Raw genomic sequence first — 17,158 nt, 5'->3', positions numbered from 1 at the left:
GGGCACGGGCGCGGGTCACGGGTACGCCGAAAGGTCCCCGTAGGGAGACCTACGGGGACCTTGGTGACGGGTTTCGGGTGGTCAGGCCTTGCTGCGCGGTGTCCCGGCGGTGGCCGGCTCGACGGTGGTGCTCTTCGCCGTGGTCTTTCGCGCGGCGGTCTTCCGGGCGGTGGACGTCCGCTTGGCGGGAGCCTTCTTCGCGGTGACCGGCGCGGCTGCCCCGGCCGTCTCCTCGGCCGTGTCGGCGGTCGCGTCGGTGCGCGCCGCCCCGCCCGTGATCCCGCCCAGGCAGAACGCCCACACCTCCTCCGCGGAGATCGGCGACGGATGCGCGCCGACCGGCGCCGACGGGGCCCGCGCCGTGAACATCGCCGTCTGCATGATCAGGGAGGCGGTGCGGCGCGGCTTGGGGGAGACGGCCTGGCCCGCCTCGACGGCCTCCTCGACCAGCTCCGTGAAGAAGCCGAGCAGCGGCAGATGGGCGCTGGCCACCTGGTCGGGGTGGCTGACGAGCAGTTGGATGGCGAAGTCGGTGAACAGCGGGGACTGAGCGCCGGACTTGGGCTCGGAGGAGTGGAAGAGCAGGTCGACCGCGATCCTGAGCTTTTCCAGCGGGTCGCGACCGGTCGCGGCCTTGGCGCGGATCTCGACGGCCGAGCGGGACAGGGCGTCCTCGAAGAGCGCGAGCAGCAGCTCGTGCTTGCCGTCGAAGTGCTGGTAGAAGCTGCGCAGCGACTGCCGGGAACGCTCCACGATCTCCTGCACCGTGAAGTCGGTGGTGCCCTTGTCCGCGATCAGTTCCTGGGCCGCGTCCAGGAAGCGCTGCACGCGTTGCTCGGCACGGAGCTTCGCGGCGCGGGTGGATCGCTCGACGGCGCGCTGCCGCCAGGCGGGCTCGGGTGTCTCGACCGGTTCTGCGGGGACGGCACTCATGAGTAGAACGGTACTCCACATATGTGAAAGGGGAGGGCACTCCCCTACCGAATCACCCTCCCCCATAAACAAGACTCTTACTTCCGCATAATGAGAATGCTATTCTCGCCCGGTTCCCACCGGTACGGCGAGAGGGCGGAGGCCGGGCGTGGAGTTCGAACTCGACGAGGACCAGCGGCTGCTACGGCGCACGGTGCGCGAGACCGTCGCCAAGGTGCGCGGCCGGCCCGCCGACCAGCAGTGGGCCACCTATCTGAAGCTGGGCTGGCTGGAGGCGCCCCCGCTCGAACTCGCCCTGGTCCTGGAGGAACTCGGCTACGTCGCCGACCCGACGCCGTTCCTGGCCACCGCCACCTGGTTCGCCCCGCTGACCGGCCGCCTCCCCGAGGGCAGCGGCACCGCGGTGTTCGACGGCGCCGGACGCCATGTCCTGGACGCCGACCGCGCCGACGAGATCGCCCTGCTCACCCCGGGCGGCGTCACGGTCGTCCGCGGCGCCGACCTGGCCGTCGAACGGGTCCCGGTCCTCGACCCGCACCTGCACGTGGCCCAGGTCGTCGGCCCCGCCGAACTGGTCGCGGGCGTACCGGACCTGGCCCTCGTCGGACTCGCCGCCACCGCGGTCGGCGCCTGCCGTCGGATCCTCGACCTGGCCCTCGCCCATGTGAAGCAGCGGACGCAGTTCGGCAGGCCGCTGGGCTCCTTCCAGGCCGTCAAACACAAGGCCGCCGACATGCACGTGGCCATCGAACGCGCCCGCGCGCTCACCCACTTCGCGGCCCTGGCGATCGCGGAGGACGACCCGCGCCGCCAGGACGCCGCACACATGGCCAAGGCGGCGGCGGGGGAGTGCCAGCGGCTGGTCTTCCGGCACGGCCTGCAACTCTTCGGCGCCATGGGCTTCACCTGGGAGAACGAGCTCCAGTTCGTCCTGAAGCGGGCCCAGGCCTGCGACCTCCTCCTCGGCGCCGCGGCCCACCACCGGAAGGCGCTGCTCGCATGATGAAGCTGGCCGACGACCCCCAAGTAGCCGCGTTCCGCGCCGAGTTCGCCGCCTTCCTCGACGACCGTCTCCCCACCGAGGCCCAGGCCCGGACCCGCTCCCGCTCCAGCGCCGACGTCCCCGACTGGGCGCGCGACTGGCAGCGCACCCTCTTCGACCACGGCTGGCTGCTTCCCGGCCGGCCGCCCGAGTACGGCGGCCGCAATGCCACCCTGCCCCAACAGCTCGCGCATCTGGAGGAGTTGGCGCACCGCCGCATCTACCACAGCTTCAATCCGCAGGGCCTGGGCATCATCGCCGCCTCCCTCCTGACCTTCGGCAGCCAGGAGCAGAAGTCGCGCTGGGCCGTGCCGATCCTGCGCGCGGAGATCACGGCCGCCCTCGGGATGAGCGAACCGGAGGCGGGCTCGGACCTGGCCTCCCTGCGCACCCGGGCGGTCCTGAAGGGCGATGTCTTCGTCGTGAACGGGCAGAAGATCTGGACCTCCGGGGCCCACGACGCCGACGTCCTGCTCGCGTTCGTGCGCACCGACCCCGACGCCCCCCGGCACCACGGCATCAGCGCCCTGCTCGTCCCCACGGACAGCGAGGGCGTCGTCCGCCGTCCCTTCGGCTCGATCGCCGCCGAGGACGATCTCGACTTCAACGAGGTGTTCCTCACCGACGTGCGCGTGCCCCGCGAGAACCTGGTCGGCCCGCTGGGCGAGGGCTGGCGGGTGGCGAACGGCTCCCTCGGTCATGAACGCACCCTGCTCTGGCTGGCGTACGCCGAACGGCTGGAGGACCTGATCCGCGACGCGTCGGACGTGGGCGCCGACCAGGAGTGGTACGCCACGCTCCGGATGGACCTCCAGGCGCTGCGGCTGCTGGGCTACCGACAGCTCGGCCCGGACCGCGACCCCGCCGAGGTCTCCGTGCTGAAGCTGCTGGGCTCCGAGGCCGTCCAGTCCGCCGCGCTGCACGCCCTGGAGGCGCACGGCCCCGAAGCGCTGCCGCATCCGGCGCTGACCGGCCCGCACTGCCACATGAACAACGAGGCATTCGTCTCCAGCTGGTTCGAGCGGTACGCGCGCAGTTTCGCCGGCACCATCGCCGGCGGCACCAGCGAGATCCAGCGCAACATCATCGCCGAGCGCATCCTCGGTCTGCCGCGCTGACCCCACCCGTGAGGAGCCACCCCGTGAGGAGCCACATGGACCAGATCCTGTACGCGGCCGAGGACGGCATCGCGACGATCAGCCTGAACCGCCCCGAGGCCGCCAACGCCCAGACGATGGCCCTCCTCAACGACCTCGACGCGGCCTTCACCCGCGCCGCGCGCGACGAGGACGTGCGGGTGGTGGTGCTGCGGGCCAACGGCAGGCACTTCTCCGCCGGGCACGACCTCAAGGACCGCTGGCCGGGACCCGGTGACATCACCCTGGAGTGGATCTACGACGCCGAGACGCGCCGCTATCTGGAGTACGCCCTGAAGTGGCGCAACCTCCCCAAGCCGACCGTCGCCGCCGTCCAGGGCAAGTGCATCGCGGCCGGGCTGATGCTGTGCTGGCCCTGCGATCTGATCGTCGCCGCGGAGAACGCCGAGTTCTCCGACCCGGTGGTGCACATGGGCATCGGGGGCGTCGAATACCACGGCCACACCTGGGAGTTGGGGGCGCGCAAGGCCAAGGAGATCCTGTTCACCGGCCGGCCGCTCACCGCCCGCGAGGCCGAACAGGTCGGCATGGTCAACAAGGTCGTCCCGCTCGACGAACTCGACGCCGCCACCGGTGAGTTGGCGCGGCGTATCGCCCGGATGCCGCCCTTCGGCCTGCGCCAGGCCAAGCGCGCCGTCAACCAGACCCTCGACGTCCAGGGCTTCTACGCGGCCCTCCAGTCCGTGTTCGACGTCCACCAGACAGGTCACGGCAACGCGCTCAGCGTCTCCGGCCACCCGATCCTGACCCGGCTGGAGGACATGAAGCAGCACGTCCGACACGACTGAGCCCAGCCGAGCGCCGCGGTGAACAGGGGCAGGTCCACGGTCGCGAAGGGGCGGCGCCACAGCGGTCGCCGCCCCGGTCCGTCGTCCGCGCCCTAAGCCATCTCGTCGTCCGTCCCGGCGTGGTCCATCCCGCCGTCGTCCGTCCCGGCGTCGGGCTCCACGCCGAAGGCGTTGTACGCCATGGCCTGCATCGCGTACGCGCCGACGGTGAAGACGAACTCCATGAGCTGCCGCTCGTCCAGTTCCTTCGCGAGCCGCGCGTAGGTCTCGTCGGAGAGCGTGGAGGCGGTCTCCAGTTCGTCCACCGCCCGGTTGACCAGCGTGTCGGCGCCCTGTCGAACCTCCGCCAGCTCCTCCTCGGAGACCCCGGCCTGACGTGCCATCAGTACATGGTGCGCCCACTCGTAGCGGCAGCGGCGCCGCCAGGCGACCCTGAGGACCGCCAGCTCCCGCATCCGGGCGGGCAGCGTGCCGCGATACACGAGCTGGGTGCTGAAGGTGAGGAACGCCGTCGCCAGGCGCGGGTGGTTGAGGAGCAGGCCCAGGGCGTTGGACGGCGGGATCGTGCGCCCGCCCGTCAGCGGCCGCAGGACGTCGGCGTCCCACTCCTCGTACGGGACCGGCGGCAGCCTCGTCATGTGTTGCGGCCCCCGTTCACGCCGAGGATCTGGCCGGTGATGTAACCGGCCTCCTCCGACACCAGGAAGGAGCAGGCGGCCGCGATGTCCTCGGGCCGCCCGACCCGGCGGACCGGAGTGCGGGCGATGTGGTCCTCGATGGAGCCGCCGAGTTGCTGCGACTGCTCGGCGGTGCGCAGCATCGGGGTGTCGACGAAGCCCGGGGGGACCGCGTTGACCGTGATGCCGCGCGGCCCGAGTTCAAGGGCGAGGGACTTGGTCAGCCCGTTCACCGCGGACTTGGCGGCGACGTAGTGCGCCATGAACGGCTGGCCGGAGTGCGTGCTGGAGGAGGAGATGTTGACGATCCGGCCCCAGTGGGCGTCCCACATGTCCGGCAGGGCGGACTGCACGCAGTGGAAGACGCCGTTGAGGTTGATGTCGACGACCCGCTGCCAGTCCGCGAAGGACAACTTACCGAAGCGGGTGAAGCCGTCCTTGCCGGCCGCGTTGACCAGCACCGACACCGGCCCGAGCCGCTCGCGCACCGCGTCCATCGCCTTGTCGACCTGCGCCCGGTCGGTGACGTCGACCGTCAGGCCGTAGCCCTCCTCGGTGGGCGCGATGTCGAGGACGGCGACCTTCATGCCGTCCGCGGCCAGCCGCCGGGCGACGGCCCGGCCGATGCCGGAGGCGCCGCCGGTGACGACGGCCGTCCGCACCGGACCGGAGTCCGCTGCGGCGCTCATGCGAAGGCCTCTTCGCCGACGACGGTCGTCCGGTGCAGCAGCCGCTCGGAGCTCTCGGCGTAGGGCAGCGCCCGGTGCAGGATCCCGGTGTTGTCCCACACCACGAGGTCGCCGACCGCCCAGTCGTGGGCGTAGCGGAAGCGTTCCTGGGTGGTGAAGTCGAGGAGTTCGTCGAGCAGGGCGCGGCTCTCCTCGGGGTCCAGGCCGACGACGTGGTCGGCGGTGGTGCCGGTGACGAGGGAGCGGCGGCCGTCCCGGCGGCGCCAGACCAGGGCGACCTCGTGGGTGGGCTGGGTGCGCCAGGCGGCCAGTTCCTCCTCGGTGGGGTCCGGGGTCACCAGTCGCTGGGAGGCCTCGAAGCTGTGCACCACGCGCAGGTTCTCGTAGCGTTCGCGGTCCTTGTGCGACAGGTTCTCGTAGGCGGCGTAGGTGTTGCAGAACTCGGTGCCGCCGCCGACCGCGGCGACATGACGGGCCGTCAGTGTCGTGGCCTTGACGGGGATGTCGTCGCTGGTGCCGTCGAGGTGCCAGTAGAAGGCGCCCTTCAGGTACTTGGCGCTGCTGCTCATCGCCGGGTTGACGGAGATCGGGAAGATCTCCTGGCCGCGCAGGCTGACGACCTCGCCGAGGCGGCGGCTGAACGCCAGTTGCCGGTCGTCGTCGAGGTGCAGCCCGCGCACGAGGAGCACTCCCCGCCACTTGAGGGCCTCTGCGGCGCGTTCGACGAAGGAGTCGTCGAGTGGATCGGTCACGCCGGTGAACTCCACCCCGAGCGACGGGCTCAAGGCCTTCGATTCGATCATGGAAATACCCCTTCCATACGCGAGAACCATATTCTCAACAGGGCGGTACGTGAAGTGGAGAGCATCAGGTTCTCTTGTCCGAATCCTTGATTCGCACAAATGGAGAATGTAGTTTCCGGTCATCCGGGGTCGACGAGCAAGGAGGCTGGGATGCGGTTCAAGGACAAGGTGGCCATCGTCACCGGGGCCGGCCAGGGCATAGGCGAGGGATACGCCAAGGCACTGGCCGCCGAGGGCGCGAAGGTCGTGGTCGCCGAGCTGAACGAGGAGCAGGGGCAGCGTGTCGCCAAGGAGATCGGCGACGCGCTGTTCGTGCCGGTCGACGTGGCGGACCCGGCCTCCGCGCAGCAGCTCGCCGACACCGTCGTCGCCGAGCTCGGCCGCATCGACTACCTGGTCAACAACGCCGCCATCTTCCACGGCATGCGCCGCGAGGGCATCGTCACCGTCGACTACGACTACCTCGACCGCTTCCTCAAGGTGAACCTGCTGGGCGCGCTGCACATGACCCGCGCCGTCCTGCCGCATCTGAAGGAGGGGGCGGCGATCGTCAACCAGTCGTCCACCGCCGCCTACCAGGCCACCGGCTTCTACGGGCTCGCCAAGGCCGGCGTCAACCATCTGACGGTCTCCCTCGCCGCCGAGCTCGGCGGGCGCGGCATCCGGGTCAACGCGATCGCGCCCGGACCGACGGACACCGAGGCGTCCCGCAGCATCATCCCCGAGGAGTACCGCGCGGCGATGGTCCAGCAGCTCGCCCTCAAGCGCATGGGCACCCCGGCCGACCAGGCGGGCGCGGTGCTCTTCCTGCTCTCCGACGACGCGAGCTGGCTCACCGGCCAGATCGTCGCCGTGGACGGCGGACAGGTGGTGCGGCTGTGAGCACCTCCGCCGCCTCCGCCGCCGACGCCAAGAAGCGTTCCCTGGTTGTCAAGTCCCAGCTGATCGACGGCAAGTTGACCGCCGCCGAGACCTCCTTCCCCTCCCACGACCCCGCCACCGGCGCCCTCCTCGGCCATGCCCCCGACGCCACCACGGCCGACGCCGAGACCGCGATCGCCGCCGCCCGCCGCGCCTTCGACACCACCGACTGGTCCACGAACCGGGAACTGCGGCTGCGCTGTCTGCGCCAGTTGCACCAGGCCCTCGACGAACACCGCGAGGAACTCCGGGAGTTGACCATCGCCGAGGTCGGCGCCCCGCGCCGGCTCACCCACGGCCCCCAGCTCGACGAGCCGATCGGCATCGTGCGGTTCTACGCCGACCTGCTGGAGAACTACGAGTTCAGCGAGGACCTGGGCGAGATCGAGTCGCGCGGCCAGTGCCACCGCCGGTGGGTGGAGAAGGAGGCCGCCGGGGTCGTCTCGGCGATCCTGCCGTACAACTACCCCAACCAGCTCGCCCTGGCCAAGCTCGCCCCCGCGCTCGCCGCCGGCTGCACGGTCGTCCTCAAGGGCGCCCCGCAGAACCCGCTGATCACCCTCGCGCTCGGCGAACTCGTCGCGGAGCACACGGACATACCGCCCGGCGTGGTCAACGTCCTCAGCTCCTCGCGCGCCGAGGTCGGCGAACTCCTCACCACGCACCCGGACGTGGACGCGGTGACCTTCACCGGCTCGACCCCCGTGGGCCGTCGCATCATGGCCGCCGCCGCGGACACCGTGAAGAAGGTCTTCCTCGAACTCGGCGGCAAGTCCGCGATGATCGTCTTCGAGGACGCGGACTTCCCGAAGGCGGCCATGTTCGCCGCGTTCACCATCTGCTCCCACTCCGGCCAGGGCTGCGCGCTCACCTCCAGGCTCCTCGTGCCGCGCGCCCACCACGACGAGATCGTGCGGCTGGTCGCCGCCGGGCTGGACCGCGTCAAGGTCGGCGACCCCACCGACCCGAAGACCACCATGGGCCCGCTCATCAGCGAACAGCAGCGCGACAAGGTGGACGCCATGGTCCAGCGGGCCGTGGCCGACGGGGCGACCCTGGTACGCGGCGGCCGCCGCATCGACCCCGGCTGGTTCTACGAGCCCACCCTCCTCGCGGGCGTCGACCCGGACAGCGAGATCGCCCAGGAGGAGGTCTTCGGCCCGGTCCTCGCGGTGATCCCCTTCGACGACGACGAGGACGCCGTCAGGATCGCCAACAACTCCAGGTACGGACTGTCCGGAGCCGTGCACAGCGCCGACGAGGAGCGCGCCCTGCGCGTCGCCCGCCGCATCCGCACCGGCACCTTCTCCATCAACGGCGGCAACTACTTCGCCCCCGACGTGCCGTTCGGCGGCTACAAGCAGTCCGGGATCGGCCGGGAGAGCGGACGGGCGGGCTTCGAGGAGTTCCTTCAGGAGAAGTCGTTCGCCCGCGTGGTCGTACCGGCCGAGACGTCGCAGGAGCGGTCGTGAGGCCGCTGGAGGGCATCCGCGTCCTCGAAGTCGCCATGTACGGGTTCGTGCCCTCCGCCGGCGCCGTGCTCGCCGACTGGGGCGCGGACGTCGTCAAGGTCGAGCACGCCGTCACCGGCGACCCCCAGCGCGGCCTGCGCCGGACCGGCTCCTTCAAGGTGGAGGGCGACCCCAACCCCAATGTCGCCCACGCCAACCGCGGCAAGCGCTCCCTCGGCCTCGACATGGCCGCCCCCGAGGGGCGCGCGGTGCTGGACGAGCTGGTCAGGGGTGCGGACGTGTTCCTCACCAGCTTCCTGCCCGCCTCCCGCGCCCGGCTCGGCATCGACGTCGACGACATCCGGGCCGTGAACCCGCGCATCGTCTACGCCCGGGGCAGCGCACTCGGCCCGCGCGGCCCCGAGTCCGACAAGGGCGGCTACGACATGACCGCCTTCTGGGCCCGCGCCGGTACGGCCGTGAGCATCACCCCGCCCGGCACGGAGGGCCTGGTCAGCCCGCCGGGCCCGGCCTACGGCGACACCGTCTCCGGCACCAACCTCGCGGGCGGCGTCGCGGCCGCGCTGCTGCGACGCGAACGCACCGGCGAGACCTCGGTCGTCGACGTCTCCCTCCTCGGCAGCGGCCTGTGGGCGCTCGGCCACTCCATCGGCCTCTCCCTGCACCTCGACCGCGCCTGGGAGGGCGTCACCCCGAGCGCCCACGGCTCGCCCGCCAACCCGCTCTCCGGCCTCTACCGCACCGCCGACGAGCGCTATCTGTCCTTCGTCATGCTCCAGCCCGCCAGGTTCTGGGCGAACGTCTGTCACTGCCTCGGCCGCCCCGACCTCGCCGACGACCCCCGCTTCGCCACCGCCGAGTCCATCGCCGCGCACACCGCCGACGCGGTGAAGATCCTGCGTGAGGTGATCGCCGGCCGCACCCTGGCCGAGTGGTCCGAGGACCTGGCCGCGCTCGACGGTCCCTGGGCGCCCGTCCAGGACACCCTGCAGGCCGCCGCCGACGCGCAGGTGCGCGCCAACGGCTACATCGGACAGGCCGGCGAGCTCGAACTCGTCGCCAGCCCCGTCCAGTTCGACGTCGAGGACACCCGCCTCGGCCCCGCTCCCGAGTTCGCCGCGCAGACGGAGGAGATCCTCTCCGAGCTCGGCTACGACTGGGACCGCATCCTCGCCCTCAAGGCGAGCGGCGCGGTCACCTGAATCCCGCTGTTCCTCGCCCGGACGACGACGTCCGAGCTCCCCGAGGAGGCACCTTGCGCAGGCTGCTGATCGGCTCCGTCACCGTGGTCGCGGTGCTGCTGGCCGGCTGTTCCACCAGATCCGACGACGACACCGACACCGACGCCGCGCAGAACGCGTCCCCCGCCGCCGGAGCGTCGACGGCCTCGGCCGACTTCGGCACCCTCAAGGACGTCTGCGGTCCCGGCACCGCCAAGGCCTCGACCGTCCAGGGCGTCACCGACAAGAAGATCCAGGTCGGCGTCATGTCGGACGTCGGCTTCACCAAGAAGTCCGAATTCGTGGACGCCGCCGAGGTGTTCACGAAGTGGTGCAACGACGCGGGCGGCATCAACGGGCGGCAGCTCGAACCCGTCACCCGCGACACCAGGCTCATGGAGGTCCGCCAGCGCGTGCTGGAGGCGTGCAAGTCCGACTTCGCGCTGGTCGGCGGCGGCGCCGCGCTGGACAGCCTCGGGGTGCAGGACCGGCTGAAGTGCCTGCTGCCCAACTTCCCCGGCCAGTCCAGCCAGATCGGCGCCATCGGCTCCGACCTCCAGCTGATCGCCTCGCAGCCGACCGCCGGATACTTCTCGTACGCCGGCTACTACACCTGGCTCCTGAAGGAGAAGTACCCCGACTCCGCGCAGAAGGTCGGCATCATCTCCGGCGACGCGCCCGTCACCAAGGTGATGTCCGCCCAGTTCAAGGAGGCGATCGCGGGCCTCGGCGGCACGGTCGGCTACAGCGACCTCTACCCGACGGCAGGCGTCTCCGACTGGACCCCCTACGCCCAGTCGATCAAGAACAAGGGCGTCAAGGGCCTGGTGTTCCTGGGGGACTTCGCGTCCCTCGCCAAGCTGGAACAGGCCCTCACCAACATCGACTACGCCCCCGACTGGATCGACGCCAACAGCAACGCCTACGGCCCCGCCTTCCAGCAACTGGCGGGCACCGCCCTGGCCGAGCAGCACAACTACGCCGAACTCTTCGCCACCGCACCGCTGGAGAGCGCGAGCAGCAACCCGGCCACCCAGCAGGTCATCGACCTGTTCAAGAAGTACGCGCCCGACAAACAGGTCACCTACCCGGTGCTCCGGGCCTTCTCCGCCTGGCTGCTGTTCGCCACCTCCGCCCGCGACTGCGCCGAGCTGACCCGCACCTGCGTCTACGACAACGCGGCCAAGCAGAGCGCCTGGACCGCAGGCGGCTTCCAGGCGCCCTTCGACCTGTCCTCGAAGGAACCGACCAAGTGCTACTCCGTGGTCGAGGCGACCGCCAAGGGCTGGCAGCCGGCCGACTTCAAGCCCGACCAGGGCGCCTACCGCTGCGACGCCCCGGTCTACAAGTACAAGGGGAAGTACGGCGACCCCGCGACCCTGGCCTCCGTCGGCAAGTCCATGTCCGACCTGACCTGACCTGACCTGACCTGGATCCGATGTCACGTGTCCTGAAAGGGAGTTGAGCAGCCGTGAAGGTACGCGTCGACCCCGAGCGCTGCCAGGGCCACACCCTGTGCTTCATGCGCGCCCCGGAGGTCTTCGAACTGAGCGAGATCGACGGGCACTCCACGCCGGTCGTCGAAGAGGTTCCCGCGGACGAAGAGGGCGCGGTGGTCGAGGCCGTCCGCTCCTGCCCCGAGCGCGCCATCGGCGTGTTCTGAGAGGAGGCACAGATGGGAACCACCGACGACGAGGCCCGTAAGCAACCCCGCGTCCACTTCGACCGGCATGCCCCCGAGTACCGCGACGGGTTCGAGGAGCAGACCCGCGCCTTCCACGCGGGCTGCCCGATGGCCTGGTCCGACACCTACGGCGGCCACTGGGTGGCCGCGGGCAACCGCGAGCTGCTGGCCTTCGCCCGTGAGCAGGACAAGCTCTCCAACGACCACGACATCCACGGCGAGCGCCGCGGCTACCAGGGCATCAACATCCCCGCCCCGGCCCGCGGCCGGGGCATCCGCGGCGGCTTCCTGGAGATGGACCCGCCCGAGCAGCGCGCCTACCGCAACGCCCTCAACCCCTATCTCTCCCCGGCGGCGATCGCCCGCTGGATCCCGTTCGTCGACGAGGTGGCCCGGGCCTGCCTCGACGAGCGGATCGAGTCCGGCCGGATCGACTTCGTCGACGACCTCGCCAACATCGTCCCGGCCGTCTTCACCCTCGCCATGATGGGCATCCCGCTGAAGAAGTGGGAGCTGTACAACGAACCCGCCCACGCCGGCGTCTACACCCCGCCGAACTCGCCGGGGATGGCCCGGGTGATCGAGGCCCACATGGCCATGATCAAGGACATCGGCGCCACCCTCCAGGAGGTCCGCGCGCACCCGCGTCCCGGACTCGCGGACGCCCTGGCCCGGATGGAGATCGACGGCGCGGCGCCGTCCGACGGCGACCTCGTCGGCGCCCTCGCCCTGCTCATCGGCGGCGGCTTCGACACCACCACCGCCCTGACCGCCCACGCCCTGGAGTGGCTCTCCCAACACCCCGAAGAACGCACCCGGTTGAGCGGCGAGCGCGACACCCTGCTCGACTCGGCGACCGAGGAGTTCCTGCGCTACTTCACCCCGGCGCCCGGCGACGGGCGCACGGTCGCGGAGGACTGCGAGATCGCCGGCAAGCAGCTCAAGGAGGGGGACCGGCTGTGGCTGTCGTGGGCCATGGCCAACCGCGACCCGGCCGTCTTCACCGACCCGGACCATATCGACCTCGCCCGCCCCGGCAACCGCCACACCTCCTTCGGACTCGGCATCCACCGCTGCATCGGCTCCAACGTGGCCCGGACGGTGTTCAAGCGGATGCTCCTCCAAGTCCTCGACCGGGTACCGGACTTCGTGTGCGAGGCCGAGGGCGCCGTCCACTACGAGACCATCGGCGTCATCCAGGGCATGCGCCATCTGCCGGCCACCTTCACTCCCGGGCCCCGCCTCGGGCCGGGCCTGGAGGAGACCCTGGACGTTCTCCAACGCGCCTGTGACGAACAGGGGTTGGCGCAGCCGGTCACCGTGCGCAAGGCGGAGGCGAAGATCCGTTGAGCGCTCCGCCCGAGGAGACCGCCCGTCCGCAGCCGCAGGTCGCCCAGGAGACCGAGTTCTTCTGGGCCTCCGGCCGCGACGGGCGGCTCCGCTTCCAGCACTGCACCGCCTGCCAGGCCCCGATCCACCCGCCGCAGCCGATCTGCCGCCACTGCCGCTCGCACGCCACCGAGGTCCGCGAGGTCTCCGGCCGCGCCACCCTCATCGGCTTCACGCTCAACCACCGCTTCCCGTTCCCCGGTCTGCCCACGCCCTTCGTCGTCGCCCAGGTGGCGATCGAGGAGGACCCGCGCGTCCGGCTGACGACCAACATCGTCGACTGCCCGCCGGAGGACCTGCGGATCGGCATGCGGCTGGAGGTGGTGTTCGAGGAGGCCGGGGAGACCTGGCTGCCCCTGTTCCGCCCGACGGCCGAGCAGCCGCCCCCGGCCCCCCTCCCGCCCGACGACCCGGCCCCGGAGCGCATCCGGGACCACATTCGCACCCCGCGGTCCACGGGCCGCAAGTTCGAGGAACGGGCCGTCATCAGCGGAGCCGGCGCCTCCCGCCTGGGCCGTCGGCTGATGGCGCCGCCCCTCGAACTCACCGTCGAGGCCTGCGAGAAGGCCGTCGCCGACGCCGGACTCGCCCTCGACGACATCGACGGACTGTCCACCTACCCCGGCGGCGGCGCCTACGGCGGCTTCGCCGAAGGGGGCGTCACCGCCGTGGAGTCGGCGCTCGGCCTGCGCCCGGTCTGGCACAACGGCGCCGGCGAGACCTTCGGCCCCGGCGGCTCCGTCGTCGCGGCGATGCTGGCCGTCGCGGGCGGCCTCGCCCGGCACGTGCTGTGCTTCCGCACGGTGTGGGAGGCGACGTACGCCGAACTGATCCGGCAGGGACGCATCCGCCTGCCCCGACCGGCGGGCCCCGAGGGCTGGTTCAAGCCCTTCGGCGCGGTCTCGCCCGCGATGATGCTCGCGATGAACGCCCAGCGGCACATGCACCGCTACGGCAGCACGCGCGAGACCCTCGGCTGGATCGCCCTCAACCAGCGCGCGGGCGCGGCCCTGCACCCGGACGCGATCTACCGCGACCCGCTCACCATGGACGACTACCTGTCCGCCCGCACCATCACCACCCCCTTCGGCCTCTATGACTGCGACGTCCCGTGCGACGGGGCGACCGCCGTCGTCGTCTCGGCGGCGGACACCGTCACCGACCTGCCGACGACCCCCGTACGGATCGAGGCCGTCGGCACCCAGATCGTCGAACGACCCGAGTGGGACCAGGCCACCCTCACCCACGAGCCCCAAGTACTGGGCCAGGCAGCGCACTTGTGGACCCGCACCGAGCTGCGCCCCGCCGACGTGGACGTGGCGCTGCTCTACGACGGCTTCACCTTCAACTGTCTGTCCTGGCTGGAGGCGCTCGGCTTCTGCGGTATCGGCGAGGCCCGGGACTTCCTCGACGGCGGCAAGAACATCGCCCGCGACGGGGTGATCCCGCTCAACCCGCACGGCGGACAGCTCTCGCACGGCCGCACCCACGGCATGGGCCTGCTGCACGAGGCCGTGCTCCAACTGCGCGGCGAGGCGGGCGCACGGCAGGTGGCGGGCGCGCGGACCGCCGTCGTCTCCAGCGGCGGGCTCACCCCCGGCGGCGTACTCCTGCTCAGGACGGACGGATGACCTCACCCACGCCCACCCCCTCGACGGAGCCCGGACTCGCCCCCGCCCCCGCCGTGCACCGACATGTCGTCGACGTGCACGGCGTGCCCGCCTCCGCGCTCGTCGCCGAGGCCCCCCGCCCGCAGGCGGTCATCGTGGCCCTGCACGGCGGCGCGACCACCTCCGCCTACTTCGACCATCCGGGCCACCCCAGGCTCTCCCTGCTGCGCACGGCCGCCGCGGCCGGATTCACGGTGCTCGCCATCGACCGTCCCGGCTACGGCAGTTCGGCCGGATTCGAGGACCGGATGCGGACGCCCGAGCAGCGCACCGACTTCGCGTTCGCGGCGGTGGAGGCCTTTCTCCGGGGCGGTGAACGCGGCGTCGGCGTGTTCCTGTGGGCGCATTCGGCGGGCTGCGAACTCACCGTCCGCATGGCGAGCGACCCGCGCGGCGCCGAACTGCTCGGCGTGGAACTCGCCGGCATGGGCCGCACCCACCACCCGCGCTCGATCCGGGCCATGGAGGAGTGGCGGCGCGACCCGACCCGCACCCGCCCCGACCTCCGTCGCGTGCTGTGGCATCCGCCGCACGCCTACCCGCCCGACGTGCACGGCGGCCGCAGCATCGGCTCCGCCTCGCCCGCCTACGAAGCACACCGGGAGGGCTGGCGGGAGGAGTTCGCCCGGCTCTCGGCGCGCGTCCCGGTGCCGGTGCACCTCACCCTCGCCGAGCACGAACAGGTGTGGCTGAACGGGCCCGAGGGACTGTCGGACCTCGCCGCCATGTTCACGGGAGCCCCACGGGTGGTACGCCACGAGCAGGCGGGCGCGGGCCACAACACCAGCGTCGGCCGTACAGCTCTCGCCTATCACCTGCACGTCCTGGCCTTCGTCGAGGAATGTGCGCTGGGTGTCCAGGCGCTGCCGACGGAGAAGGGGACATGGGGATGAACGAGGCTTCGGACACCGCCCTGCTGCTCGTACGGGTCGTACTCGGGGTGGTGATGGTGGCGCACGGCTGGAACCACTGGAAGGGCGGCGGCGGCATCACCGGCACCGCCGGCTGGTTCGGCGGCCTCGGGCTGACCCGGCCGCGGCTGCAGGCCTGGCTGAGCGTCCTCACCGAACTCGGCGCGGGCGTCCTGCTGTTGGCCGGCCTGTTCACCTCCCTGGCCTGTGCGGCGGTGCTGTCCGTGATGCTGGTGGCGGGTCTGCTCGCACACCGCCGCAACGGCTTCTTCGTGTTCAAGGAGGGCTACGAGTACGTCCTCGTCCTGGGCGTCCTCGCGGTGGCGCTGGGGGCGTGGGGGCCGGGCGAGTACGCGCTGGACGAGGCCGCGGACATAGGGGTGACCGGTTGGGCGGGCGCCGGAGTGGTGCTGGGGGTGGGCGTCGTGGCGACGGCCGGTCTGCTGGCCGTGTTCTGGCGTCCCGGGAGAGAGGACCGATCCTCATGACCGATCCGTTGCGCGTCGGGTTCATCGGACTGGGCAGCCAGGGCGCGCCGATGGCCCGCCGGATCGTCGGCGCGGGCTTCGAGACCACCCTGTGGGCCAGACGGCCCGCCGCCCTCGAACCCTTCGCCGACACCCCCGCCACAAGCGCCGGCTCGGTCGCCGAACTGGCCGCCGCCAGCGACCTGGTGTGTCTGTGCGTGGTCGACGACGCCGACGTGGAGCAGGTGGGCGCGCAGGTGCTGTCCGGGCTCCGCCCGGGCGGGATCGTCGCCGTGCACTCCACCGTGCACCCCGACACCTGCCGTCGCCTCGCGGGACGGGCCCGCGCCCAGGGCGTCCAGGTGCTGGACGCCCCCGTCAGCGGCGGCGGCCGGGCCGCCGACCGGGGCGCCCTGCTGGTCCTGGTCGGCGGGGACGGCGCGGTCCTCGACACCTGCCGACCGGTGTTCGAGACCTACGGCGACCCGGTCGTCCATCTCGGCCCCACCGGCTCCGGGCAGCTCGCCAAACTCCTCAACAACCTGCTCTTCACAGCCCAGTTGGGGCTGGCCGCCGATGTGCTGGAGATCGGCGGACGGCTGGGCCTGGACCGCGAGGGCCTCGGCCGGTTCCTCCCGCAGGGCAGCTCCGCGAGCTTCGCGATGGAGCGGGTCGTCGACGCCGGCGGCACCCTCGACCGCATCTCCGCCCATGCGGGCAAGCTGCTCGCCAAGGACGTCCGGCTGTTCGAGGGGCTCGCGGAGGGGGCCGCGGAGGGGGCCGGTCAAGGGCCGACGCGGGAGGCCGCCCGTGCGGCCCTGCGTGCGATGGGTCTGTGAGGAACATCCCGGAATCTGTACTGTGAGCGGGCACCCGTCCAACGGCGGAAAGGGGTGGCCCGTGGCGTCCGCACGGCGCGAGGAGATCCTCGAGGCAGCGCTCGAACTGCTGGCCGAGCGGGGGTTCAAGAGCACCTCGATCGACGCGGTCGCCGAGCGCGCCGGGCTCACCCGGCAGGGCGTCCTGCACTACTTCCCCAGCAAGAAGCGGCTGCTCCTGGAGGTGCTGGACCTCCGCAACCAGCTCAACCGGGAGCACCTGGCCGACCGCAGGGCAGGCGAGCCGAAGGTGGGCGAGGACTGGGCCGGCGACTTCGCCGAGACCGTCGCCTTCGAACAGGACCACCCCGCCCTCGCCCGGGTGCACAGCGTGGTGATGGCGGAGGCGGTGACCGGACAGGAACCCGCCCGCGGCTACGTCCGCGACCGCCGGCGCACCCTGCAGAACCACCTCACCGAGCACCTCGTCGCCCGGTACGGGGACCGGCTGCCCAGC

General features: G+C 71.6%; 17 protein-coding genes and 1 pseudogene. 14 read left to right on the top strand and 4 right to left on the bottom strand.

The annotated features are described in order from the left end of the window. Positions 1-81: 81 nt before the first annotated feature. Entirely contained in the window at positions 82-933 is an 852-nt protein-coding gene (locus ABZ725_RS44015; RefSeq protein WP_358807980.1) for a TetR/AcrR family transcriptional regulator, read from the bottom strand. 148 nt (positions 934-1,081) lie between these two features. On the opposite strand from ABZ725_RS44015, the gene ABZ725_RS44010 reads away from it, so the two are divergent. Genes ABZ725_RS44010 through ABZ725_RS44000 form a run of 3 tightly spaced genes read left to right on the top strand, consistent with a single transcriptional unit; the run spans position 1,082 to position 3,920 of the window. Then, complete coding sequence (locus tag ABZ725_RS44010; protein WP_358807979.1) at positions 1,082-1,936, top strand: acyl-CoA dehydrogenase family protein; 855 nt, start codon at positions 1,082-1,084, stop codon at positions 1,934-1,936. Beyond that, positions 1,933-3,093 carry an acyl-CoA dehydrogenase family protein gene (locus tag ABZ725_RS44005; protein WP_358807978.1) on the top strand — a complete coding sequence of 387 codons (1,161 nt, stop codon included), beginning with the start codon at positions 1,933-1,935 and terminating at the stop codon, positions 3,091-3,093. Before ABZ725_RS44010 ends, ABZ725_RS44005 begins: the two co-directional genes overlap by 4 nt. A 35-nt stretch (positions 3,094-3,128) precedes the next feature. Further along, positions 3,129-3,920: an enoyl-CoA hydratase gene (locus ABZ725_RS44000; RefSeq protein ID WP_358807977.1), complete on the top strand. Its 792-nt coding sequence runs from the start codon at positions 3,129-3,131 to the stop codon at positions 3,918-3,920. Positions 3,921-4,012: 92 nt separating this feature from the next. Here ABZ725_RS44000 and ABZ725_RS43995 read toward each other — a convergent pair whose 3' ends face one another. Genes ABZ725_RS43995 through ABZ725_RS43985 form a run of 3 tightly spaced genes read right to left on the bottom strand, consistent with a single transcriptional unit; the run spans position 4,013 to position 6,089 of the window. Further along, entirely contained in the window at positions 4,013-4,558 is a 546-nt protein-coding gene (locus tag ABZ725_RS43995; protein WP_358807976.1) for a carboxymuconolactone decarboxylase family protein, read from the bottom strand. Beyond that, positions 4,555-5,286: an SDR family NAD(P)-dependent oxidoreductase gene (locus ABZ725_RS43990; RefSeq protein WP_358807975.1), complete on the bottom strand. Its 732-nt coding sequence runs from the start codon at positions 5,284-5,286 to the stop codon at positions 4,555-4,557. Before ABZ725_RS43990 ends, ABZ725_RS43995 begins: the two co-directional genes overlap by 4 nt. Continuing rightward, the gene (locus ABZ725_RS43985; protein WP_358807974.1) at positions 5,283-6,089 is read right to left on the bottom strand and encodes a TauD/TfdA family dioxygenase; all 807 of its coding nucleotides are present in this window, start codon (positions 6,087-6,089) and stop codon (positions 5,283-5,285) included. The genes ABZ725_RS43990 and ABZ725_RS43985 overlap by 4 nt, the downstream gene beginning before the upstream one ends. Before the next feature lie 150 nt (positions 6,090-6,239). Here ABZ725_RS43985 and ABZ725_RS43980 point away from each other — a divergent pair, with 150 nt between their 5' ends. The 11 genes and pseudogenes from ABZ725_RS43980 to ABZ725_RS43930 form a co-directional block, all read left to right on the top strand. Continuing rightward, a complete protein-coding gene (locus ABZ725_RS43980) occupies positions 6,240-6,971 on the top strand; it encodes an SDR family oxidoreductase (protein ID WP_358807973.1) in 732 nt (243 codons plus the stop codon). Continuing rightward, complete coding sequence (locus ABZ725_RS43975) at positions 6,968-8,482, top strand: aldehyde dehydrogenase family protein (RefSeq protein ID WP_358807972.1); 1,515 nt, start codon at positions 6,968-6,970, stop codon at positions 8,480-8,482. Before ABZ725_RS43980 ends, ABZ725_RS43975 begins: the two co-directional genes overlap by 4 nt. Beyond that, a complete protein-coding gene (locus tag ABZ725_RS43970) occupies positions 8,479-9,684 on the top strand; it encodes a CoA transferase (protein ID WP_358807971.1) in 1,206 nt (401 codons plus the stop codon). The genes ABZ725_RS43975 and ABZ725_RS43970 overlap by 4 nt, the downstream gene beginning before the upstream one ends. 53 nt (positions 9,685-9,737) lie before the next feature. Then, a complete protein-coding gene (locus tag ABZ725_RS43965; protein ID WP_358807970.1) occupies positions 9,738-11,120 on the top strand; it encodes an ABC transporter substrate-binding protein in 1,383 nt (460 codons plus the stop codon). 53 nt (positions 11,121-11,173) lie between these two features. Beyond that, positions 11,174-11,365, top strand: coding sequence for a ferredoxin (locus tag ABZ725_RS43960; protein ID WP_358807969.1), 192 nt, complete (start codon positions 11,174-11,176; stop codon positions 11,363-11,365). Positions 11,366-11,377: 12 nt separating this feature from the next. Further along, entirely contained in the window at positions 11,378-12,736 is a 1,359-nt protein-coding gene (locus ABZ725_RS43955) for a cytochrome P450 (protein ID WP_358807968.1), read from the top strand. Then, positions 12,733-14,406, top strand: coding sequence for an OB-fold domain-containing protein (locus tag ABZ725_RS43950; protein WP_358807967.1), 1,674 nt, complete (start codon positions 12,733-12,735; stop codon positions 14,404-14,406). The genes ABZ725_RS43955 and ABZ725_RS43950 overlap by 4 nt, the downstream gene beginning before the upstream one ends. Continuing rightward, the gene (locus ABZ725_RS43945) at positions 14,403-15,338 is read left to right on the top strand and encodes an alpha/beta fold hydrolase (protein WP_358807966.1); all 936 of its coding nucleotides are present in this window, start codon (positions 14,403-14,405) and stop codon (positions 15,336-15,338) included. The genes ABZ725_RS43950 and ABZ725_RS43945 overlap by 4 nt, the downstream gene beginning before the upstream one ends. After that, positions 15,335-15,844, top strand: a complete 510-nt coding sequence (locus ABZ725_RS43940) for a DoxX family protein (RefSeq protein WP_358807965.1) — start codon at positions 15,335-15,337, stop codon at positions 15,842-15,844. Before ABZ725_RS43945 ends, ABZ725_RS43940 begins: the two co-directional genes overlap by 4 nt. Beyond that, entirely contained in the window at positions 15,841-16,662 is an 822-nt protein-coding gene (locus ABZ725_RS43935) for an NAD(P)-dependent oxidoreductase (RefSeq protein ID WP_358807964.1), read from the top strand. Before ABZ725_RS43940 ends, ABZ725_RS43935 begins: the two co-directional genes overlap by 4 nt. Continuing rightward, positions 16,634-16,876, top strand: a pseudogene (locus ABZ725_RS43930) (helix-turn-helix domain-containing protein); the annotation flags it as partial. The gene ABZ725_RS43935 and the pseudogene ABZ725_RS43930, both read left to right, overlap by 29 nt. Positions 16,877-17,158: the final 282 nt, after the last annotated feature.

Origin of the sequence: Streptomyces sp. NPDC006872 (assembly GCF_040635845.1) — a bacterium.
In the GTDB taxonomy this organism is placed as follows: domain Bacteria; phylum Actinomycetota; class Actinomycetes; order Streptomycetales; family Streptomycetaceae; genus Streptomyces.
Note: the sequence above shows the minus strand (reverse complement) of the source record. Positions and strands in the feature narration are given on the sequence as shown.